This window comes from Bacillus sp. GW823-FHT06A10 (genome assembly GCF_058795375.1).
In genome coordinates this window covers 2,602,651-2,622,957 of the sequence record NZ_JBXAHT010000001.1, presented here as the reverse complement: position 1 = coordinate 2,622,957, position 20,307 = coordinate 2,602,651, and the positions used below count along the sequence as shown (strand labels likewise).

23 protein-coding genes and 2 pseudogenes are annotated in these 20,307 nt (G+C 34.4%); 17 read left to right on the top strand and 8 right to left on the bottom strand.

The window, feature by feature from the left end; genetic code table 11:
• Positions 1–76 precede the first annotated feature (76 nt).
• Positions 77–1,468, top strand: a complete 1,392-nt coding sequence (locus AC1Q8M_RS13390) for an amino acid permease (protein ID WP_001284404.1) — start codon at positions 77–79, stop codon at positions 1,466–1,468.
• A 175-nt stretch (positions 1,469–1,643) separates the two neighbouring features.
• Here the strand turns inward: AC1Q8M_RS13390 and AC1Q8M_RS13385 are convergent, their stop codons facing one another.
• Positions 1,644–2,663 (bottom strand): zinc-binding alcohol dehydrogenase family protein, encoded by a 1,020-nt coding sequence (locus AC1Q8M_RS13385; RefSeq protein ID WP_072939202.1) that lies wholly within the window; start codon positions 2,661–2,663, stop codon positions 1,644–1,646.
• Between the two features lie 187 nt (positions 2,664–2,850).
• On the opposite strand from AC1Q8M_RS13385, the gene aiiA reads away from it, so the two are divergent.
• Positions 2,851–3,603 (top strand): quorum-quenching N-acyl homoserine lactonase AiiA, encoded by a 753-nt coding sequence (aiiA, locus tag AC1Q8M_RS13380; RefSeq protein ID WP_000216571.1) that lies wholly within the window; start codon positions 2,851–2,853, stop codon positions 3,601–3,603.
• 40 nt (positions 3,604–3,643) lie between these two features.
• Here the strand turns inward: aiiA and AC1Q8M_RS13375 are convergent, their stop codons facing one another.
• The 3 genes from AC1Q8M_RS13375 to AC1Q8M_RS13365 form a co-directional block, all read right to left on the bottom strand.
• Positions 3,644–4,138 (bottom strand): hypothetical protein, encoded by a 495-nt coding sequence (locus AC1Q8M_RS13375; RefSeq protein ID WP_000901701.1) that lies wholly within the window; start codon positions 4,136–4,138, stop codon positions 3,644–3,646.
• Positions 4,139–4,227: 89 nt separating this feature from the next.
• The gene (locus AC1Q8M_RS13370) at positions 4,228–4,692 is read right to left on the bottom strand and encodes a DMT family transporter (protein WP_000965811.1); all 465 of its coding nucleotides are present in this window, start codon (positions 4,690–4,692) and stop codon (positions 4,228–4,230) included.
• Positions 4,693–4,705: 13 nt separating this feature from the next.
• The gene (locus AC1Q8M_RS13365) at positions 4,706–5,152 is read right to left on the bottom strand and encodes a DMT family transporter (RefSeq protein WP_492334151.1); all 447 of its coding nucleotides are present in this window, start codon (positions 5,150–5,152) and stop codon (positions 4,706–4,708) included.
• Between the two features lie 108 nt (positions 5,153–5,260).
• On the opposite strand from AC1Q8M_RS13365, the gene yeiL reads away from it, so the two are divergent.
• From yeiL to AC1Q8M_RS13345, 4 genes are all read left to right on the top strand, one after another.
• Positions 5,261–5,953: a transcriptional regulator YeiL gene (gene yeiL / locus AC1Q8M_RS13360; protein WP_000754830.1), complete on the top strand. Its 693-nt coding sequence runs from the start codon at positions 5,261–5,263 to the stop codon at positions 5,951–5,953.
• 13 nt (positions 5,954–5,966) lie between these two features.
• The gene (locus AC1Q8M_RS13355; protein ID WP_000632403.1) at positions 5,967–6,320 is read left to right on the top strand and encodes a glyoxalase superfamily protein; all 354 of its coding nucleotides are present in this window, start codon (positions 5,967–5,969) and stop codon (positions 6,318–6,320) included.
• 150 nt (positions 6,321–6,470) lie between these two features.
• Positions 6,471–7,514: a flavin-containing monooxygenase gene (locus AC1Q8M_RS13350; RefSeq protein ID WP_025117963.1), complete on the top strand. Its 1,044-nt coding sequence runs from the start codon at positions 6,471–6,473 to the stop codon at positions 7,512–7,514.
• Positions 7,515–7,794: 280 nt separating this feature from the next.
• Positions 7,795–8,043, top strand: coding sequence for a hypothetical protein (locus AC1Q8M_RS13345; protein WP_000666948.1), 249 nt, complete (start codon positions 7,795–7,797; stop codon positions 8,041–8,043).
• Between the two features lie 36 nt (positions 8,044–8,079).
• Here the strand turns inward: AC1Q8M_RS13345 and AC1Q8M_RS13340 are convergent, their stop codons facing one another.
• Together AC1Q8M_RS13340 and AC1Q8M_RS13335 are read right to left on the bottom strand one after the other, a co-directional pair.
• Positions 8,080–9,117, bottom strand: a complete 1,038-nt coding sequence (locus AC1Q8M_RS13340) for a serine hydrolase domain-containing protein (RefSeq protein ID WP_098366134.1) — start codon at positions 9,115–9,117, stop codon at positions 8,080–8,082.
• Positions 9,118–9,217: 100 nt separating this feature from the next.
• Complete coding sequence (locus AC1Q8M_RS13335) at positions 9,218–9,412, bottom strand: hypothetical protein (protein WP_025117965.1); 195 nt, start codon at positions 9,410–9,412, stop codon at positions 9,218–9,220.
• 133 nt (positions 9,413–9,545) lie between these two features.
• Here AC1Q8M_RS13335 and AC1Q8M_RS13330 point away from each other — a divergent pair, with 133 nt between their 5' ends.
• A complete protein-coding gene (locus AC1Q8M_RS13330) occupies positions 9,546–9,827 on the top strand; it encodes a hypothetical protein (protein ID WP_006929472.1) in 282 nt (93 codons plus the stop codon).
• A gap of 28 nt (positions 9,828–9,855) precedes the next feature.
• Here AC1Q8M_RS13330 and AC1Q8M_RS13325 read toward each other — a convergent pair.
• A pseudogene (locus AC1Q8M_RS13325) lies at positions 9,856–9,936 on the bottom strand (DUF3784 domain-containing protein); the annotation flags it as partial.
• A gap of 46 nt (positions 9,937–9,982) precedes the next feature.
• Between AC1Q8M_RS13325 and bla2 the strand changes: the two are divergent.
• The 7 genes from bla2 (at position 9,983) to AC1Q8M_RS13290 (ending at position 17,846) form a co-directional block, all read left to right on the top strand.
• A complete protein-coding gene (bla2, locus tag AC1Q8M_RS13320; RefSeq protein ID WP_025117966.1) occupies positions 9,983–10,756 on the top strand; it encodes a BcII family subclass B1 metallo-beta-lactamase in 774 nt (257 codons plus the stop codon).
• Between the two features lie 738 nt (positions 10,757–11,494).
• A complete protein-coding gene (gene hcp / locus AC1Q8M_RS13315) occupies positions 11,495–12,781 on the top strand; it encodes a hydroxylamine reductase (RefSeq protein WP_016512509.1) in 1,287 nt (428 codons plus the stop codon).
• An 864-nt stretch (positions 12,782–13,645) separates the two neighbouring features.
• Complete coding sequence (locus tag AC1Q8M_RS13310) at positions 13,646–14,962, top strand: condensation domain-containing protein (RefSeq protein ID WP_000415483.1); 1,317 nt, start codon at positions 13,646–13,648, stop codon at positions 14,960–14,962.
• 464 nt (positions 14,963–15,426) lie between these two features.
• A complete protein-coding gene (locus AC1Q8M_RS13305) occupies positions 15,427–15,747 on the top strand; it encodes a PadR family transcriptional regulator (RefSeq protein ID WP_000429488.1) in 321 nt (106 codons plus the stop codon).
• Between the two features lie 75 nt (positions 15,748–15,822).
• Positions 15,823–16,164 carry a DUF1048 domain-containing protein gene (locus tag AC1Q8M_RS13300; RefSeq protein ID WP_000891986.1) on the top strand — a complete coding sequence of 114 codons (342 nt, stop codon included), beginning with the start codon at positions 15,823–15,825 and terminating at the stop codon, positions 16,162–16,164.
• Between the two features lie 170 nt (positions 16,165–16,334).
• Entirely contained in the window at positions 16,335–17,096 is a 762-nt protein-coding gene (locus AC1Q8M_RS13295; protein WP_000017470.1) for an ABC transporter ATP-binding protein, read from the top strand.
• A complete protein-coding gene (locus AC1Q8M_RS13290; protein ID WP_000837816.1) occupies positions 17,097–17,846 on the top strand; it encodes an ABC transporter permease in 750 nt (249 codons plus the stop codon).
• Between the two features lie 163 nt (positions 17,847–18,009).
• Here the strand turns inward: AC1Q8M_RS13290 and AC1Q8M_RS13285 are convergent, their stop codons facing one another.
• Positions 18,010–18,972: a helix-turn-helix transcriptional regulator gene (locus tag AC1Q8M_RS13285; protein ID WP_098855403.1), complete on the bottom strand. Its 963-nt coding sequence runs from the start codon at positions 18,970–18,972 to the stop codon at positions 18,010–18,012.
• Positions 18,973–19,081: 109 nt separating this feature from the next.
• On the opposite strand from AC1Q8M_RS13285, the gene AC1Q8M_RS13280 reads away from it, so the two are divergent.
• From AC1Q8M_RS13280 to AC1Q8M_RS13270, 3 genes and pseudogenes are all read left to right on the top strand, one after another.
• Positions 19,082–19,561: a GyrI-like domain-containing protein gene (locus AC1Q8M_RS13280; RefSeq protein ID WP_000801053.1), complete on the top strand. Its 480-nt coding sequence runs from the start codon at positions 19,082–19,084 to the stop codon at positions 19,559–19,561.
• Between the two features lie 146 nt (positions 19,562–19,707).
• Positions 19,708–19,965 (top strand): DUF3963 domain-containing protein, encoded by a 258-nt coding sequence (locus AC1Q8M_RS13275; protein WP_001036208.1) that lies wholly within the window; start codon positions 19,708–19,710, stop codon positions 19,963–19,965.
• A gap of 151 nt (positions 19,966–20,116) precedes the next feature.
• Positions 20,117–20,282: pseudogene (locus tag AC1Q8M_RS13270) on the top strand (LysE family translocator); the annotation flags it as partial.
• Between the last annotated feature and the right edge of the window lie 25 nt (positions 20,283–20,307).

The window sequence follows — 20,307 nt, the reverse complement described above, 5'->3', positions numbered from 1 at the left end:
TCAGGGCCGAAAGGAATTAGGGGAAAGCATCTTGTGTTAAAATGCGGTTATGAATCATCTAAGAGGGGGAAGTGAAGTGGCAAACAAAGAATTGAAAAGAGGTTTAGAAGCACGTCATATTCAAATGATTGCTTTAGGCGGAACGATTGGTGTTGGTTTGTTTATGGGGTCAGCCAGCACAATTAAATGGACAGGTCCGTCAGTAATGCTTGCTTATGCAATTGCAGGTATTTTCATCTTCTTCATCATGCGTGCCATGGGAGAAATGTTGTATATGGAGCCAAGTACAGGCTCATTTGCGACATTCGGTCATAAGTATATTCATCCACTAGCTGGTTATATGACAGCGTGGAGTAACTGGTTCCAGTGGGTTATCGTTGGGATGTCAGAAATTATCGCGGTTGGAGCGTATATGCAATATTGGTTCCCGGATTTACCAGCTTGGATACCAGGTATAATTGCAATGGTTATTCTTGGTGCAGCTAACTTAATTTCTGTTAAGTCATTTGGTGAATTTGAATTTTGGTTTGCGATGATTAAAATCGTTACGATTCTATTAATGATTATTGCAGGATTTGGCCTTATTTTCTTCGGAATTGGTAACGGCGGAGAAGCGATTGGCATATCTAATCTTTGGTCAAATGGCGGTTTCTTTACAGGTGGTTTTTCAGGATTCTTCTTTGCATTATCACTTGTAGTTGGAGCGTATCAAGGTGTGGAATTAATCGGTATTACTGCTGGTGAAGCGAAGGATCCGAAGAAGACACTTACAAGAGCGATTCAAAGTACAATTTGGCGTATTTTAATTTTCTACATCGGTGCTATTTTCGTTATTGTAACTGTGTATCCGTGGGATCAATTAAGTACAATTGGTAGCCCGTTCGTAGCAACTTTTGCGAAGGTTGGTATTACGGCTGCTGCGGGATTAATTAACTTTGTTGTTATCACAGCAGCAATGTCTGGTTGTAATAGTGGTATTTATAGTGCTGGTCGTATGCTGTATACGTTAGGTGTAAATGGACAAGCGCCGAAATATTTCACGAAACTTTCTGGAAATGGTGTACCTTTATTCGGAACAGTTGGCGTAATTATCGGTTTAGCGGTTGGTGTTGTTTTAAGTTACATCGCACCGAAAAACTTATTCGTATATGTATATAGTGCGAGTGTACTTCCTGGTATGGTACCATGGTTTGTTATTTTAATTAGTCAAATTAATTTTAGAAAAGAAAAGGGAGCAGAGATGAAAGATCATCCGTTCAAAATGCCGTTTGCTCCTGTTACAAACTATTTAACAATTGCCTTTTTAATTATGGTATTAATCGGAATGTGGTTTAACGATGATACGCGCATTTCATTAGTTGTAGGTATTATTTTCTTAGCTATCGTTACAATTAGTTTCTATGCTTTTGGAATAGGAAAGCGAGCTCCGTTAGACGTTCAAAATAATAAAGAGATTTCAAGTAAATAAAGAAAAGGCTGTTCATCTGGAACAGCCTTTTCATATTGTTGCTATTTGTCGATAAATCGATATAATTTGATTTGTGATAGATATATTTGAAAAATCGTTGATATATTGTACGTTATGATAGATATATTCGAAAAATCGTTAATATAATTTCACATACTATCTGTCACTATCATGATTAAAATTTCTCTAATACGATTTTCCCAATGGTGTGCCCGCTTTCAAGTAGTGCATGTGCTTTCTTTAAGTTTTCAGCGTTAATCGGTGTTAATGTTTCATTTAAGGTAGTCTTTAAAATGCCTTCATCTAGTAGTTCGCTTACTTTATTTAATAGTTCGTGCTGCGTAATCATATCGCCAGTTTCATACATCGATTTTGTAAACATAAACTCCCAAACGAGTGTAGCACTTTTACTTTTTAAAATACTCATTTCAAGAGGGTGTTCATTTTCTACGATAGAGCAAATTTTGCCTTGTGGTTTAATGAGGTCACATATTGCTTGCCAATGTTGATCTGTATTGTTTAAGCAGAAAATATAATCTACATCGCTGAATCCAAGGCTTTGTAATTGCTCTTTTAAAGGGGTATGATGGTCAATTGTATGGTCAGCTCCAAGCTTTTTAACCCAGTCTATCGTTTCGCCGCGGGAAGCAGTTGCGATTACATTTAGTCCAGCCCATTTTGCAAGTTGAATTGCGATTGAACCGACACCACCAGCTCCGCCGATAATTAAAATGTTTTTAAATGAATTCGTATCTTTTTTAGTATGATCAATGCCTAAACGCTCGAATAAACCTTCCCATGCTGTAATCGCTGTTAAAGGAATTGCGGCAGATTCAGCATCATTTAACGTTTTTGGTTTCTTACCGACAATTCTTTCATCAACTAAATGATATTCACTATATGTACCTTGTCTCGTAATGCTTCCAGCGTAAAATACTTCGTCGCCTTCTTTAAATAATGTACAACCTTCGCCGGTTTGTACAACAACACCACTAGCATCCCAGCCAAGTATTTTCGCTACATCTTCTTTTTTCTCTTTTGGAGATCGAACTTTTGTATCAACTGGATTAACGGAAATAGCGTTAATTTTTACGAGTATATCTCTTCCTGTGGCAACAGGTTTTTCAATTTCCAGATCCATTAAACTGTTTTCTTCTTCAATAGGTAAGTATTCATGTAAACCAATTGCTTTCATTTGTAATCCCTCCATTAAAGTAAGAATCCTTTATTTCTATATTATAGTTGGTGGAATACTGCTATGTAAAAAAATACCCTCTTTTTTATGCAAGCTGTACTGATAGTCTAGAAGGAGTTTATTTCTAAAAAGAAGAATTTTTTAATGTATTACTTTATCCAAAACTAAATGTAAAGGTGGATACATAATGACAGTAAAGAAACTTTATTTCATCCCAGCAGGTCGTTGCATGTTGGACCATGCGTCTGTTAACAGTACGTTAACACCGGGGAAACTATTAAACTTGCCGGTTTGGTGTTATCTTTTGGAGACGGAAGAAGGTCCTATTTTAGTAGACACTGGTATGCCAGAAAGTGCAGTTAATAATGAAGGGCTTTTTAACGGTACATTTGTTGAGGGACAGATTTTACCGAAAATGACTGAAGAAGATAGAATTGTCAATATTTTAAAGCGTGTAGGGTATGATCCAGAAGACCTTCTATATATTATTAGTTCTCACTTACATTTTGATCATGCAGGAGGAAACGGTGCTTTTACAAATACACCGATTATTGTGCAGCGAACGGAATATGAGGCAGCACTTCATAGAGAAGAATATATGAAAGAATGTATATTACCGCATTTGAACTACAAAATTATTGAAGGGGATTATGAAGTGGTACCAGGTGTTCAATTATTGTATACGCCAGGTCATTCTCCAGGCCATCAGTCGTTATTCATTGAGACGGAGCAATCCGGTTCAGTTTTATTAACAATTGATGCATCGTACACCAAAGAGAATTTTGAAGATGAAGTGCCGTTCGCAGGATTTGATCCAGAATTAGCTTTATCTTCAATCAAACGTTTAAAAGAAGTTGTGACAAAAGAGAAACCGATTGTTTTCTTTGGTCATGATATAGAGCAGGAAAAGGGTTGTAGAGTGTTCCCTGAGTATATATAGTGCAAAAAGTCATGAGTTCGCGTGCTCATGACTTTTTCGTTTAAATAATTTTTTTAAATAAATTATAAACTTTTTTTGAACTATCTTCGTTTAACTGATAGTACGTAAGGTTTACATCATCAGGAGTATCTTGCTGAGCAATCATCACTTCGCTGCTGTGATGATCAACTACCCATATGAAATATTTTTTATAAGTTCCATCCTCGAAAGTAATCCACATATCACAATCTATTAAGTCTGATCCTTCTTCATCTAATGTTAATTTACCTTTTTTTGCGGTATTCATACTGTTAATAAACGTTTTTAATTCATCTGTTTTTGTGAGAAAGATATCCTGTTTTGTTTTAATTGATTCTACATGTATATCTTTTATTTCCTGTTTTCCTAAAAAAACAGGGGGCTCATTTGGATCTCGCGAGCTTGAAATAATAGTAGCTTTCTTTTTCGGTTTATTTGCAGTATAGAGATCTTGAATAGATTTTCCTGAGTTTATAAACCATGCAATTCCAGAAATAATTAATACGCTACCTAGCAATAAAATAATTTTTTTAATAGGATTTTCTCCTCTCTATTACTTCGTGTGAAGAGCTTTTCTATTAATATATGATAGGTAAGCGTAAAGTATTATAGTTGAACTTGGTTATGCTTCACAGTTTTTATCGGGCGATCTATGAGTAAATTGTAAGTGAGCCCAATTAATACGAAAATGCCACCGATAACTTTACCAATTGAGAGTTCATTTGTCAGGAAGAAATCAATAATAGTCCCCGCAAATAATTGTCCGATAAAGATGAGTAATGTTAAATAGAAGGCTGATATTTTAGGAGTAATATAGTTGGATAATGAAATAACGATAACTCCTACTAATCCGCCTAAGTATACGGCGATAGGAATAGATTGCAACTTATGAATAGGGATATACAATGAATCTGAACTGAAAATTAAAAATAACATAGAGAAAAATAATCCAGTAATATAATTGAAAAACGTGCCTTCCCAGTTTCCAATTTCCTTTGCTAAATTCGCGTTAATAATTCTAGCAACAACGATAGAAACACCAGCTAAAATAGCGATCGTAATATATAACATTTTCTTGCCCCCATTAATAAATTGTCATGATTATAATTCCAGAAGAGATGAAACATAATCCAATTAGTTTTTTCTTTTCAAACTTTGCAACTTTCATTCCTAATAAGCCGAAATGATCAATAACGATGGAAGCAATAGATTGACCGAGTAAACTTAATGCGATCGTAATAGAAGCACCAAGGACGGAGAAACTTATATTGTTAAAAAGAACAGTGAATACTCCAATCGCTCCAGCGCTATATAAAAAAAGTGGAATACTTTTATCGAAACGAATTTTATTTTTGTTTATGATTAAAATTAAGATAACTGCAATTAAACCGACAAGGTGAATGACCACGCTTGCTGTGTACTTGCCAATTAACTCAGATAAAATCCCATTCAATGGAAGCATAACGGCGATGAGCACACCAATAAAGACAGAAAGAAAGTTATACAATGTAATATCCCCTTTGTATTTCATATTTGTAATGACTGTATCATGCTGAAATTGTGTATTGTTATGACATATGTCATAGTGGAAGAAGAAAATTTTGATTACAATGGGGATGAGTTGTAAAGGTGGGGAACTATGAAGAAAGTATGTAATTCTATTAAATTAGCAGAGTATATGAAGAAAAATAATATTGATTCATTTTTTAGTCATGATATGAAGCCATATATGGAACTTATATTTTTTAAAAAGAATGAGTTTATTTGTAGAGAAAATGAAGAGATAGATTATTTATATTTCTTTGTTGAAGGAAAAGCGAAAGCGTTTAACACATTAAGTAACGGGAAATCCGTATTACTGTGTTTTTATGATAGTTTGCAGTTACTTGGAGATGTGGAGTTAATTCATTCCCAAAGGATTACTTCAAATGTACAAGTGATGGCAGATTCATATTGTGTTGGTTTACCATTAGGAAAAGTGAGAAATCAGCTATTTCATGATGCGAAATTTTTAAGATGTATTTGTGGATCGTTAGCACATAAGTTAAATCGACTTTCAAAAAATAGTACAATTAATTTATTGTATCCGCTTGAAAATAGACTTGCGAGTTACATGTTAGCAGCAGGGGAACGAGCAGTTCAGCATGAAAATAGAATTGTATTTAGTGGGAATTTAACGGAAATAGCGGAATTGTTAGGAACGAGCTATCGGCATTTGTTGCGAACATTAAATATTTTTTGTGATAAAGAGATAATAAAGAAGAACGATGGATGCTATGAAGTAGTAAACGTGGATGTTTTGAGAGAATTGGCAGCAGATGTTTATAAATAGGAGGAGAGTATAAATGATAACACCTATATTTAGAATTTTTGATATTGAAAAAGCAAAACTATTTTACTTAGGTTTTTTAGGATTTAAACTGGATTGGGAACATCGGTATGAGGAAAATATGCCATTATATTTGCAAATTTCGTTACAGGATGCTGTGATACATTTATCAGAACATCATGGTGATGCCTCACCAGGTGGTGCGATTCGGATCAAAATAGATGATGTAAAGGATTATCATTCTGTATTATTAAGTAAAGAATATGCTTATTCGAAGCCGAATATAGAAAAAACACCTTGGGGTACAATTGAATTAACTGTAATTGATCCGTTTTCAAATAGAATTACACTGTACGAGGAAAAATTGTAGAAATGGAATGAAGAGTAGTTCATAGAGCAGTGAACTGCTCTTTTTTATTTTGAGTAGATATTGAATCATATAAAAAGAAAATGTTATGATTATGGAAACGTATGAATATATGAACAAGTATTCATATGTTTAAGAAGAGGAGGGATTAGAATGAAAGATCTAATTATTATTGGGGCGGGTCAAGCTGGATTAACAATGGGATATTACTTGAAGCAAGAAGGGTATAATTTTTTATTACTTGAGGCAGGAAAACGAGTTGGTGATTCATGGAGAAATCGATATGATTCTTTGCAGCTTTTTACCCCAAGGTCTTACAGTAGCTTGCCGGGTATGGCGTTAATAGGTGAAAAAAATGAATTTCCATATAAAGATGAAATTGCAACTTATTTAGAAGAATATGCAAGACATTTTCAATTACCGGTACAATTACAAACGGAAGTTTTAAAGATAAAGAAAGAAAAAGAAATATTTGAATTACACACTCCTACAGAAATTTTACAAACGAAAAAAGTTATTATCGCATCAGGTGGTTTTCAGCAACCGTTTATTCCCTCAGTTTCAGCAAATCTATCATCACATATTTTTCAAATACATTCATCACAATATAAATCACCATCACAAATTCCTAAGGGAAAAGTACTAGTAGTAGGTGGTGGGAATTCAGGAATGCAAATTGCAGTAGAACTGGCAAAGACTCATGAAGTTACGGTGTCTATTAGTCATCCTTTAACGTTTTTACCGTTACAACTTTTTGGAAAAAGTATTTTTAATCTGCTAGAAAAAGTGGGTTTATTGTACGCTGAAATAAATACAAAGAGGGGAAGATGGTTTCAGAAGAGAAAGGACCCTATTTTCGGTTTTGAAGGTAAGAAACTTATTCGTAATGGAGCAATCAAACTGCAAGAAAAAGTAGTAAGTGCATCAGGAAATAACATTATGTTTCAGAATGGTGATACTTATAGTGCAGAAAGCATTATATGGTCAACTGGTTTTGTTCAAAATTATAATTGGATTGAAATTGAACAGGCAGTGAATGAGAAAGGATTTCCTAATCATATAAAGGGAATCAGTCCAGTAAAAGGATTGTATTATATCGGTTTACCATGGCAATCTCAAAGGGGTTCCGCACTTATTTGTGGTGTAGGAAAGGATGCAGAGTATGTACTTTCTGAAATCAAAAAAATAGATCAGTAGCAATAACTACTGATCATCCATATGTACATGAATTAGGAGAGGTCAAACATTTATTAACTTTATTATAATAGATTTTCATAGAATTAAAAACTGAAAATTCAAATTTAATGTTGAGAAAGTTTTTTGTATCGAAATATATGAAAAAATAGGGATTTTTATTAAAACAGAAAAAGATATTTCTATTTTAGTAAATTATGATATAGTCTAAATAAGCGTGTTTTTCCATAAATGTAATTATTTTCATTGTAATTTTGTTTATATGAGGGAAGGAGAAGTAATTATGAAGTTTGATGATCAACGCTTACTAGGAGTCCGATTAGGTTCTGTACTTGTGACAGAGGAAAATCAATATTTAGTAATTAAGAAAAAAGATCATTATGCACTGTTAAATATACATAATTTAGAATGCACTCATGTTGAAGTGCAGTTAGAACATTTGGAAGAAATGTTGCGGGAAGATTTCCAAGAAAGTATAACGGAGATTATCGCACCAGAACATATAAAAATTGTTGCGAAAAATGTTATATAGATAAAGAAGCTGGAAGGAACAGCTTCTTTATTTTCATTATAAGGATAACGTTTTTACAACCTTACCAATGATCCCTTCCATTTGATGAACACCTAAATCGGAATTAGTCATAATAACAGCACCATTCCCGCAGTATGGATAACAAACCATCATACATTGAAATCCAACGCCCCATCCGAGTGAATAAATCTGTAATTCTTCATTAGAATCATCTAGAAAAACACCTAATCCAGTCCATTTTGAGCAACCTTGAGGAGAAATCATGTCTATTACTAATTTTTGAGAAAGTTTTAGTTTGCCCTTTCCTTGTAAGGAATGAATGATTTCAATAACTAAAGCTGATAAGTCAGTTGGTGTTGTCCAAATACCTGAAGCAGCTGCGAATGGATAAAATGGATACTTCTCATTTGTTACAGTTCTATCTTTATTATGTCCGCAAGCAAAAACATCGGTTTTATCTATGTCTTTTGGAGAAAAAAGTGTACTATTTTTCATTTGTAATGGCTGGAAGATGTGTTCTTCTAATAACTGACTAAATAATCTTCCTGTAATATCTTCTAGTAGTAGTTCGATTATACAAAAGTTTGCGTCTGAGTAGTGAAATTCACTTTCTGGTTTATAAGTTACCTCTATAGGTACGGGGCAATATAGTGTTTTACCGGAAAGGAGCTCAGACATATTAGGTAATCCTTTTGCAGGTGTATAATGTTCAAAACTATTAGGTGGATCAATGAGTCCAGATTGATGGCTTAATAAGTTTCTCAAAGTGATGCTTTTTTGTGAAGTAAATAGATTAGTAGGAATGTTCCAAGATGTGAGTTTATCATTTACGTTTTCATCTAAATATACGATACCTTGCTCTGATAATGTTAGTACGAGCATTGTAGTGATGAATTTGCTGATAGAACAAGAATTAAAGAGAGAATTTGTAGTAATAGCTCTAGTTGTTCCAGCTTCAAGTGTTCCAAAGGCAGTCGCTTCATCTAGTTTGCCATTACATATAACAGCGAGGCTTAAACCTGCAACGGAATATTGGTTCATTTTCTCGTATATATTGCTAATTTTTAAGTTCATGGTGACTCCTTTCTTTAAAGACAGAATATTATTTTTATTATACAGTAGTAAAAAAAAGAAAACACTTCGTAATTCACCAATGAAGTGTTTTCTTTTTTAGTTAGTTTGAAGTGAACTTTTGAAAAAATTTGTCTCGGTACATGTACATAACCCATGAGATTGTTATTAAAGAAATGATGATTTGTTTGTTTTTAATTGTTGCATTGAGAACAAGCCAACCAACTATATCAAATAATAAATGTAGCACGATTGAAAGAACTACAAATTGAAGTAACGTATTTAAAAATCTTTTCATAAAGTGTCCCCCTAAAATAATAGGTTTTATTAACAGTTTGATATAGTAGTATTATACATTAAATGCTTTATGTGGTAAAATTTACCTAAGTTAGTGAAATAAAACAAATGAAAGTTAGTAAGGGGGAACATTCATGGAATTCTGGATGGTTATACTAATATTAGCCTTTGGTTTCATTTATATCGCTGAAAAATTAGCTACAATTGAAAAGAAAAATGATGCGCGTTTAAAGAGAATTGAAGATAGATTACAATTAATTACGAAAGAAATGGGAATTGTAGAAAGAGAACCTGAAATTAATAAAGAACTACGCCAGCTTGTAGAAGAAGGAAAAAAAGTTACAGCAGTTAAGAGAGTAAGAGAAGCTTTTGGTTTTTCCTTACTAGAAGCGAAGCAATATGTTGATAAATTATAAAAAAGATCATCCATTTGGGTGATCTTTTTCACTGCACCATGCGTGTATTTACATAAGCGGCGATAATAAAGTGTCCAATTATATGGAACAAACATTTGAGATGAATTGTCTAATATAGGTAATAACTATTTAGCTTGAAAGAAAGGGTTGATGACATGAAAAAGAATACGTTGTTAAAAGTAGGATTATGTGTAGGTTTACTAGGAACAATTCAATTTGTTAGCACAATTTCTTCTGTACAAGCATCACAAAAGGTAGAGAAAACAGTAATAAAAAATGAGACGGGAACCATTTCAATATCTCAGTTAAACAAGAATGTATGGGTTCATACGGAGTTAGGTTCTTTTAATGGAGAAGCAGTTCCTTCGAACGGGCTAGTTCTTAATACTGCTAAAGGACTAGTGCTTGTTGATTCTTCTTGGGATGACAAATTAACGAAGGAACTAATAGAAATGGTAGAAAAGAAATTTCAGAAGCGCGTAACGGATGTCATTATTACACATGCGCACGTTGATCGAATTGGCGGAATAAAAACGTTGAAAGAAAGAGGCATTAAAGCGCATAGTACAGCATTAACTGCAGAACTAGCAAAGAAAAATGGATATGAAGAACCGCTTGGAGATTTACAAACCGTTACAAATTTGAAGTTTGGAAATATGAAAGTAGAAACATTTTATCCAGGGAAAGGGCATACAGAAGATAATATTGTCGTATGGTTACCGCAATACAATATTTTAGTTGGAGGCTGTTTAGTGAAATCTACGTCCGCGAAAGATTTAGGAAACGTTGCGGATGCTTATGTAAATGAATGGTCTACATCGATTGAGAATGTGCTGAAGCGATATAGAAATATAAATGCAGTAGTGCCTGGTCATGGAGAAGTAGGGAACAAAGGATTACTTTTACATACATTGGATTTATTAAAATAAGAAATTGTAGAAATACAAAAGAGAGGAGAAATAATTTTCTCCTCTCTTTCTTCTAACTATATTTAAATGCTGAATCTGTTGATTACGTCAGCATATATTACTGAGATTTTAATTCCAAGTATACAAATACTAGTACTGTCATAATTGCTATAACAACATAAGTAGCATCAAGCATTATAAGTGTTTTTAAAGTTTCAGTCATCGTAATTCACCCCTGTTATAAAAATATAACATGATCTTTTTATTGATTAGATAAGAGATCATAAAGATAAAATGTATATGAAATTTCTTAAGTAGCTTCTATATAAATATATCATATAAATAATGTAAGTAATGTTAAGATAATGTAAATGCATTGTAAATAAAAAGGTTTACAATAAAGACTTTAATAAAAAATGATAGTTCCTTAAAATGACAAATGCGCTCTTCTTTCTATTGAATGATAGAAAGAAGAGCGTATTTTTATATCTATTTCATATGTGATGAATTGCAACTATTTGTACATTTGATTCAAAAATTTTTTTCGTTGTATATATTTCTCCAAATTAATTAGCTATTTAAAAGTATCGAAAGATGTGTGTACACTAATGCATATTTTTTAGTGTCAATAAAAATATTATGTCAACAATATGAACTGTCACAAATCTTTATATATTATTGTGATTGATATCACATCACTTTTTTTCAATGGGTATTATGCTTAAGGTGTAATGAATGATTGGGAGAGGGTGGGATGATATGTTTTGTTATCAATGTGAACAAACGCCAGCAGGCGGATGTAAAGTAATGGGTGTGTGCGGCAAGAATGAAACGATTGCGAGTTTACAAGATACGATTGTGTTTGGGCTAAAAGGAATTGCAGCTTATCGCACACATGCTGCTCAGCTAGGATATACGGATGCATTTGTAGATGCTACAACACAAGAAGCTTTATATATGACATTAACAAATTCTAACTTTAACGAACAAGAGCATATTGATATGGCTATGAAAGTGGGGAAATCAGCTTTACGGGTGATGGAATTATTAGATGAGGCACATACGAATCATTTTGGTGTGCCAGAGCCTGTACAAATTACACAAAATCGTGTAGAAGGTAAAGCAATTGTAGTTACGGGTCATAATTTATTTGCACTAGAAGAACTATTAAAGCAAACAGAAGGAAAAGACATTAATATTTATACGCATTCTGAAATGCTACCAGCACACGGATACCCGCAGCTGAAAAAATATAAACATTTAAAAGGAAACATCGGTAAGGCATGGTATGATCAAAGACGCCTTTTTGAAAAATTTACTGGTGCCATATTAGCTACAACGAACTGTGTTATGCCAATTAAAGGCTCGTACTCTGATCGATTCTTTTCATATGACATTGCAGGTTTAGAAGGTGTACAAAAAATTGAAAATGATGATTTTACACCATTAATTCAAAAAGCACTAGAACTTCCAGAAGTACATATGGAGTCGGATGAACAGTTAGTGACAGGGTTTCATCATAATACAGTATTATCATTAGCTCCAGAAATTATTGATGCAGTAAAAGAGGGGAAAATAAAGCGTTTCTTTGTTATCGCCGGTTGTGATGCACCGGGAAAAGGCGGAGAATATTATCGTGAATTAGCAACGTCACTTCCGCCAGAAACGGTTATTTTAACAACTTCTTGCGGAAAATTCCGCTTTAATGATGTGGATTACGGTGTTGTACCTGGTACGGAAATTCCGCGTTACATTGATTTAGGACAGTGCAATAATTCAATTTCTACAGTGAAAATAGCGGCTGCTTTAGCTGATGCTTTCCAATGTGAAGTGAATGAATTGCCAGTAAGTATTGTGCTATCATGGTTTGAACAAAAAGCGGTTGCCATTTTACTCGGGCTATTTAGTCTTGGGATTCAAGATATTCGCATCGGTCCAAAGGCTCCTGAATTTATTTCACCTGGCGTGCTTGATGTATTACAAGAAACATTTGGTTTAAAACTAATTACAAATGCAGCAGAAGACATGGCTATGATGTTATCGTAACGGAAAAGATGTTTTCACTTAATTGTAGCTTTATAAATCATTTGTATGTGTGTGAGTAAACGTACATACAAATGATTATTAATAAAGAAAATCGCTATATCTATAAATTTTATAAAGCTTTTAAAGTGTAACACCACATGCCCATCACCTTAAGATTTTAAGTATCCCCAAAACGAAATTTCTACATGAATATCTATAATTTTACCTCTTTTTCATTTGATTTGAAAATAAGCTTTCTATTTTTAAAAACCAACGATACCACCTCAAATTATATGAATAAAATCCATTCATTTATTAGGAAAATGGATTGAAAATAATAAGGTAGACTAAAAAGTAAAATATTATTTATGATAATCATTCTTTTATAAAATTTAAATTGGAAATAGCCCTACTCATTTTGATTGCGCATCTTCAAAATGGAGGGGCTTTTCTTACTGTAAAATCAATAACTGCAGCTTATTTTGTTGAAAAAATTCTCATTCTTATTTTGAAAGTGATAGGGGTACATTTACATGCACATCAATCTTTTATGATGAAGTGGCCCTTGAATATATTATTTTTTATTGACAGACATAAAAACGATTTATTTGCTATATTGATAATTTATAGACGTTATAATAAAATGTTTACGTATATATAAACTTAATTTATTCTTGTTTGGTTTTGTTGTGAGGTTAGGCAGTGTTGATAACAATAAAATAATGAATATATCACCTGCAAAAAGAATGAAACCAATACGGAGAAGATGATTTCGTTAAAAATTCGAAAAATAAGCGTTATTAGCTCTTGAAGAAAAATGACTAGAAAAATTATAAGCATATGGAAAATAGGGTTATACAAAAAGTCCTAAAGGGGGACGGAATTATGGAGAAAAGAAAGTATTCAGTAACACCACAAGATCGAATGAATTATGTATTAGGTCTTTATTCTGCAGATCAACAAATTAATGCAGTTCTTTATTTTCCTGTAGGTATATCCAAGGAAATACTTGAAGAATCAGTAAGGATAACGTTGCAATTGCAACCAGTTTTGAACAGCCGGTTTGTAGAAAATGATATTCCTTACTGGGAGGAACATTCATCTGACACTAACTCATCTATTTGCTTTTTTGCAGAAGGAAATAATCAAGAACTTGAAATAATGGCAATAGATTTTATTAAGGAACCTGGTGATCGTATTCAGGGGCCTATGGTTCAAACGAAATTATTACGGGGCACTACAACAGATATGTTAGTTGTGAAATTGTCTCATCTATGTTCAGATGGTGCAGGAGTCAAGGAATATATTAAATTGCTTGGAATGATATATACTCACCTTTCATTGGGACGGTCTAAGAAGCAAATTATAAAGGAATTTGATAAGGGAAATGAGAGTTGTCGAGATCAATCACATGTATTCAAATACGCTGGAATATCGGACATAAAAAGTGCGTATCGTCCTAACCAAGAACAACAGGCATCGTTATGGTCTTTTCCATCTCAACCTAACAAAAATAAATTTCCCCAAATGTCCGTACGGCGATTGAGCCATGAGCAAACTCTACGTTTAACCCAATGGACAAAAGCTCAACAGGCTACCTTGAATGATGTAATCATGACTGCATACTTCCGAGCTTTATCACATTTCACTGTGTATGCAGAACCTCGCACTGCAGAAAAAATGATTGGCTTGACAATTGATTTACGTCGATATCTGCCTAATAATACAACTGGTGCTATTTGCAACTTATCCGGTATGGAAATGCCAGTGATTAAAATGGAAGACGATGAAACATTTAAGCAGACTCTTGTTCGAGTTAAACAATCAATGGATAAAATAAAGTCTCAAAATCCAGGTCTTTCTTCAGCAGCAGGAATGGAGTTACTGGCAGAAATGAAGCTATCTACAGTGAAGGAAATGTATAATCAGCAATATGAACAGGCTGTACAGATGGGGATGGCGTTGCCATTACTGACAAATTTGGGAGTAATCGCTGAGGAACCTATTCAGTTTGGTGAAATTCAAGCTGAGGACGGGTATATGACATCACCTATTATGTATGCACCATTCTTTTCAATGGGAGCAAGCTCTTATAATGGAAGGCTTACATTTACGATCGGTTATCATGCGCCGGATACATCAAAAGAAAAGGTAGAAAAATTTTTAGATAGTGTTGCTAATCAACTATCAGAAATAAAATAAAAGAGAATACAGAGAACAGATTTCTAATAGAATTGTATTTTGGGAGCTCGTATCATGTACGGATAATCTCTGGAAATTTTCTCTGACCGCACTTGCCTTTATGCTTTATATGCAATGGGAATGGTAGGGAGAAACAGTTTGTATCGTGAAAAAACAAGATATAACGGTATGAAAACAATAAAGCAGAGCTGATTTAAATTACACTTTGAATCAGCTCTGTTTTACTAGTTTGATGGCCCTTACAACAAAAAAGGAGGCTGTATCCGGTTAGGGTAAAGCGGATTTTTAATTTTTTTGAAAATAAAGTTGACATCCACAACTACTTAGTCATACAATGTAGTTGTAATAAGTGATACTGAATAGTGTGGTTTTACTCAAAAGCTATTCAGTAAAAAAATTCGCCTTAGTACTCTGTGATACTGAATATAAGTCAGACAGAATAGGGGGTAAAGGAGGATCAGGACATGGAAAATTTAACTGAAATGCTAAAAGGTTCACTGGAAGGGTGTGTACTGGAAATCATCAGTCGCCGTGAAACGTATGGCTATGAGATTACCCGCCATCTGAATGATCTTGGGTTTACCGAAGTTGTGGAAGGTACGGTGTATACCATCCTTGTACGATTAGAGAAGAAAAAGCTTGTGAATATTGAAAAGAAACCATCAGATATGGGACCGCCTCGTAAGTTTTATTCATTAAATGAAGAGGGCCGCCAAGAGCTTGAATTGTTTTGGAAAAAATGGGATTTTGTATCGTCAAAAATTAACGTCTTGAAGTCAAAATAGGTTCATAAGATAAAATGTTCCGGCCGATACTTTGGGAATTTCTTGTTCGGTTTTATAAAAAAGGAGGAAAATAAGATGTTAGAAATGTTTAAAAAGTTAATTGGTGATAAAAAAGAGTACAAAATGATGATGGCACGAGTTGAGGCTCTGCCAGAGGACTACCAATTTGTATTTAAGAAAATTCAAAACTACATGTGGAATTTCTCAGCGGGTAACGGGATGGATATGTTACACATACAGTATGAATTAATCGATTTGTTTGAAGCTGGTGCAGCAGAAGGAAGACAAGTGCTTGACATTACTGGGGATGACGTGGCTTCCTTTGCTGACGAACTAGTGGCAAATGCTAAAACTTACGTCTCCAAGTATCGTGAAGATTTGAATGAAAGTATTATGAAGAAATTGAGAAAAAAATAAATGGAATAAGTAATACCGACTGATTAGCTGGTTACACATATGAATTGCCACCATAGCTATTCAGTTATATTTTTAGCTTGGTACTAAGTGATACAGAATATCAGTGGTACTAAATAGATAGAGGTAAATAAATTATCTCCGCAAAACATTTTTATAGGGAGGAAAAAAGTATGAGTCATGCAGCGATTTCTGTAAAAGGCTTGAAAAAATCCTTTAAAGACAAGGAAGTTTTAAAAGGGATAGATTTTGAGGTGCAGCGTGGAGAAATTTTCGCGCTGCTAGGCTCAAATGGAGCGGGAAAGACGACAACGGTCAACATCCTTTCGACGCTAATGAAGCAAGATGGCGGTGAAGTAAGTATTTGCGGATTTGATGTACAGCGTCAACCAAATCATGTTCGTCAAAGTATCAGTTTGACAGGGCAGTTCGCAGCTTTAGACGGTATGCTGACTGGGAGGGAAAACTTGATAATGATAGCTAGGCTACGTGGTGTTTCCAATCCCGCTCAAGTTGCTGACAATCTACTTGCAAGATTTAGCCTGACTGATGCGGCAAACCAAAGGGCAGATCAGTATTCAGGTGGGATGAAGCGCCGGCTTGATATCGCGATGAGTTTGATTGGGGCGCCAGCAGTTATTTTTCTTGACGAACCAACGACTGGACTCGATCCTGAAGCGCGGATTGAAGTGTGGGATACAGTCAAGGAACTTGCTGATAGTGGTACAACTATTTTGCTTACGACTCAGTACTTGGAGGAAGCAGAACAACTGGCAGACCGTATCGCTATTTTGCATGGCGGAAAAATTATTACGACAGGTACTCTTGCTGAACTAAAAGAGATGTTCCCGCCAGCAAAAGTGGAGTATATCGAGAAGCAACCGACATTGGAAGAAATATTCCTTGCGATCATTGGCAAAAAGGAGGAGATGTAAATGAAAAGTAAAACAGGTGTATTACTAGGTCGTTTAATGCGTAACATTATGCGCAGTCCGGATACAATTATTACAGTAGCGATTACACCGATTATGATGATGCTATTATTTGTCTACGTGTTTGGCGGCGCAATAAAAACTGGAACGGAAAACTACGTTAATTATTTATTGCCGGGAATTTTGCTAATGGCTATCGCATCCGGTGTAGCTTACACTTCCGTGCGACTCTTTACGGATGTAAAGAGTGGGCTGATGGCACGTTTCATTACGATGCCTATTAAGCGCTCATCGATATTGTGGGCTCACGTTCTAACCTCTCTTGTTGCTAATGTACTTACTATCGTGGTGGTTATTCTTGTTGCACTCTTAATGGGTTTCCGTTCCAGTGCTAATATTCTAGATTGGCTCGCGGTAGCTGGGATACTTGGGATGTTTACGCTGGCGCTAACATGGCTAGCTATCATTCCAGGATTGAAAGCGAGGTCTATGGAAGGGGCGACTGCTTACTCGTACCCGCTAGTTTTTCTTCCATTTATTAGTTCGGCCTTTGTGCCTACCGAAACGATGCCAAAAATTGTTCGTGCGTTTGCAGAGAATCAGCCTGTAACTTCAATCGTGAATGCGATTCGTGCTCTTTTATATGAAGGAACTGTTGGAAACGATATTTGGATTGCGCTCGCTTGGTGCGTAGGTATAATGGTCATCTCTTACTTTTTCGCCAGTAAAGCATTTAAACGTCAGTTAGGGTAAGAAACGAGATAAACGAAACCTTCAGGAATAATATATATTTAGAAAAGCACGGGAGATTTTCCGTGCTTTTATTATTTATCATGCTCTCATTGTAGTAAATGAAATGGTATTTAAAAATAGAATAATTGTCCAGTGATAAAGCTTAATATTTGAGGCTCACTGCTTATGGAATGTATAAGCACACTCGTTTTTGTAAATCTGCTAATACTTCATCGGGTATTTCTTTGATTTTAATATCCTTCCCTAGAAAAAGCAGCCAATTTATTATTTCCGTCACTTCATCGGGATTGTTAACATTGATAAAAGTTTTTAAAATGGCTGTGGATTGGTAAGGATTAGTATAAGATATTGAAATTTTTAAAGGATGGTATTTTTTGAACTGGGCAATTGCTGTCGGACCAAGTTCAAGTACAAGGTTAATTGCTTCAGCCTTCTTACTTAGTTTTTCTAAAATCTTTTTCTTATTGAGTCTTTTATTCGTCGTGTATGGTTCGATATTGATGAGATCATCGATAGGAAACATTAACTTCTTTTCTTCTTTTAAGTCAAATCCTTCAATAATCCAATGGCTTTTTTCTTGATAAAGGTGTAATAGATAAATTGGATAAGACTTAATTTCTTCATCTTTTTTAATGGTAATCAATAAATGGTTATCCAAAAGAAGGATTTGAATGAGTTTTTCTAACATAGGATGGGGGAGATCAGAAAGCTCAAGTAGATCGGGATTATGAGGATTAGTTCCTTGGAACAGCAAGAGTTGATTTAAAAGAACAAGGTCATCCTGCTGGGTTTCTGAGATGAGTCCTAGTAGTTTTTCGGCTAAAGATTGACGACTCTTTAGGTAGGGAAGTTGTTGATTCCTCGTAGCCATAAAGGCAATAAAAAGAGCTTTCACTTCATTATCAGTAAAGCGAACAACGGGCAGGATAGAATTATGCATAACAAAATATCCACCCGTTCTCCCAACTTCAGCGACAAGTGGCATTCCCATAGCTTCAATTTCTCTAATGTCTCTAATAGCTGTCGATCGTGATATGTTAAATTCTCGTATGATTTCAGAAATTGTAAAGTGAGAGCGGTTGTTAATATATCGCATAATTGTATTGATCCGTTCAACTTTTTTCATTTTGGTCTCCTAAACAGTATCATTTTTTGACATGGTTTAAAGATATTATAAACGTATCAGATGAAAAGATAAATCGTTTGATTAATAAAAAAAGAGGCAGGTTTTGAATATGAAAAATTATACTATAGAAGAAAAAGATAGCTTTATTGTGTTAGGTATTGGAACTGAAATTAAGAGTGAATACACAAACTTTGCTGGAATAAATAAAGAAAAGGAACACTTTTGGTCGGCTGTTAAAGAAGATGGAAGGCTGGACACTTTAAAAGCTTTAGCTACAAATGAATACATTTTTTCCGTGAGCGAAGCGGTGAATAACAAAATGATGTATTATGCGGGTGTCATGACAGAAGCACAAATAGAAGAAGAATCTAGAGTGATTCAGTTTCCGAGGGGAGAATACTTAGTAGTGAAAGGGGAAGACAAAACGGCTAAAGAGCTAAGTAATAAGCTTACTGGCATCGCCTTCGGTCAAGCTTTACCAGAAGCAAAGGATTTTGCCTATGTTGGTGGACCGAATACAACGGTTGAGATGGGACAGAGAAATGGCCTAGTATTTGGTGAAATGTGGATTCCGGTTGTTAGGAAGTAAAGTGATAAAAGGTGCGAATATGTAAAGTAGAGGCTAACGATCTTGTATTGTTGGCCTTTTTGAAATGAATATAATATTCATATACTGCTACACAGTATGTTCTGATAAAATGGAATAAAAGGGAATTATTGTAAGGTGATGGCAGATTGAATAAAAAAAGATTATTTGAGCTATTCATAGTAACGTTTGTTTTTCTATTCCTTCATGTAAGTACATTTACTAATGAAAAATTTAACGATAAATTGGGATCTTTTACTTTCATTGTGCTACTTCTTATGCTTTCTATTTACACTGCATTTATAGAAAAGTATTTTGATGATATACAAAAGTGGATTCGAAATATTACATGTTGCTTTGCTTTATTCGTAGTGGTTTTAGTAGCTCTATGGATAGGTTATTTTTAGTCCTTACTTAAGAGAATGAGAAATATGTGATTACACTACATTCGATCCGATACTATTACTTAGCTGCATCGGTTTATATTAATTTTTTCTCTCCTCAATCATGATAAAATGTACAATAGGAAATTTTATGTAACATAAAGAAGGAAGGTTTATGGTGAGCCTGAGTACTTTGCTAGCTTTTGCGCTTGTTTCACTTAGTATGGTTTGTTCACCTGAGCCTATTTTGATTTATCTTATTTCTCATTCCATTACGTAGGGGCGTATGGCAGGATTTATTTTTTTATTGAGCATCATGCTTGAATTTGTAATTCATATAAATGAAGCAACTTTAGTATTCACTCA

Excerpts from the sequence above, each read along its gene's own strand:
- AC1Q8M_RS13350 (WP_025117963.1), top strand. The coding sequence starts at position 6,471 with ATGAAAGATCTAATTATTATTGGGGCGGGTCAAGCTGGATTAACAATG.
- AC1Q8M_RS13330 (WP_006929472.1), top strand. The coding sequence starts at position 9,546 with ATGGAATTCTGGATGGTTATACTAATATTAGCCTTTGGTTTCATTTAT.
- AC1Q8M_RS13370 (WP_000965811.1), bottom strand. The coding sequence starts at position 4,692 with ATGTTATATATTACGATCGCTATTTTAGCTGGTGTTTCTATCGTTGTT.
- bla2 (WP_025117966.1), top strand. The coding sequence starts at position 9,983 with ATGAAAAAGAATACGTTGTTAAAAGTAGGATTATGTGTAGGTTTACTA.
- AC1Q8M_RS13340 (WP_098366134.1), bottom strand. The coding sequence starts at position 9,117 with ATGAACTTAAAAATTAGCAATATATACGAGAAAATGAACCAATATTCC.
- AC1Q8M_RS13345 (WP_000666948.1), top strand. The coding sequence starts at position 7,795 with ATGAAGTTTGATGATCAACGCTTACTAGGAGTCCGATTAGGTTCTGTA.
- hcp (WP_016512509.1), top strand. The coding sequence starts at position 11,495 with ATGTTTTGTTATCAATGTGAACAAACGCCAGCAGGCGGATGTAAAGTA.
- AC1Q8M_RS13280 (WP_000801053.1), top strand. The coding sequence starts at position 19,082 with ATGAAAAATTATACTATAGAAGAAAAAGATAGCTTTATTGTGTTAGGT.
- AC1Q8M_RS13310 (WP_000415483.1), top strand. The coding sequence starts at position 13,646 with ATGGAGAAAAGAAAGTATTCAGTAACACCACAAGATCGAATGAATTAT.
- aiiA (WP_000216571.1), top strand. The coding sequence starts at position 2,851 with ATGACAGTAAAGAAACTTTATTTCATCCCAGCAGGTCGTTGCATGTTG.
- AC1Q8M_RS13355 (WP_000632403.1), top strand. The coding sequence starts at position 5,967 with ATGATAACACCTATATTTAGAATTTTTGATATTGAAAAAGCAAAACTA.
- AC1Q8M_RS13365 (WP_492334151.1), bottom strand. The coding sequence starts at position 5,152 with ATGAAATACAAAGGGGATATTACATTGTATAACTTTCTTTCTGTCTTT.
- AC1Q8M_RS13335 (WP_025117965.1), bottom strand. The coding sequence starts at position 9,412 with ATGAAAAGATTTTTAAATACGTTACTTCAATTTGTAGTTCTTTCAATC.
- AC1Q8M_RS13290 (WP_000837816.1), top strand. The coding sequence starts at position 17,097 with ATGAAAAGTAAAACAGGTGTATTACTAGGTCGTTTAATGCGTAACATT.
- AC1Q8M_RS13300 (WP_000891986.1), top strand. The coding sequence starts at position 15,823 with ATGTTAGAAATGTTTAAAAAGTTAATTGGTGATAAAAAAGAGTACAAA.
- AC1Q8M_RS13285 (WP_098855403.1), bottom strand. The coding sequence starts at position 18,972 with ATGAAAAAAGTTGAACGGATCAATACAATTATGCGATATATTAACAAC.
- AC1Q8M_RS13295 (WP_000017470.1), top strand. The coding sequence starts at position 16,335 with ATGAGTCATGCAGCGATTTCTGTAAAAGGCTTGAAAAAATCCTTTAAA.
- yeiL (WP_000754830.1), top strand. The coding sequence starts at position 5,261 with ATGAAGAAAGTATGTAATTCTATTAAATTAGCAGAGTATATGAAGAAA.
- AC1Q8M_RS13305 (WP_000429488.1), top strand. The coding sequence starts at position 15,427 with ATGGAAAATTTAACTGAAATGCTAAAAGGTTCACTGGAAGGGTGTGTA.
- AC1Q8M_RS13385 (WP_072939202.1), bottom strand. The coding sequence starts at position 2,663 with ATGAAAGCAATTGGTTTACATGAATACTTACCTATTGAAGAAGAAAAC.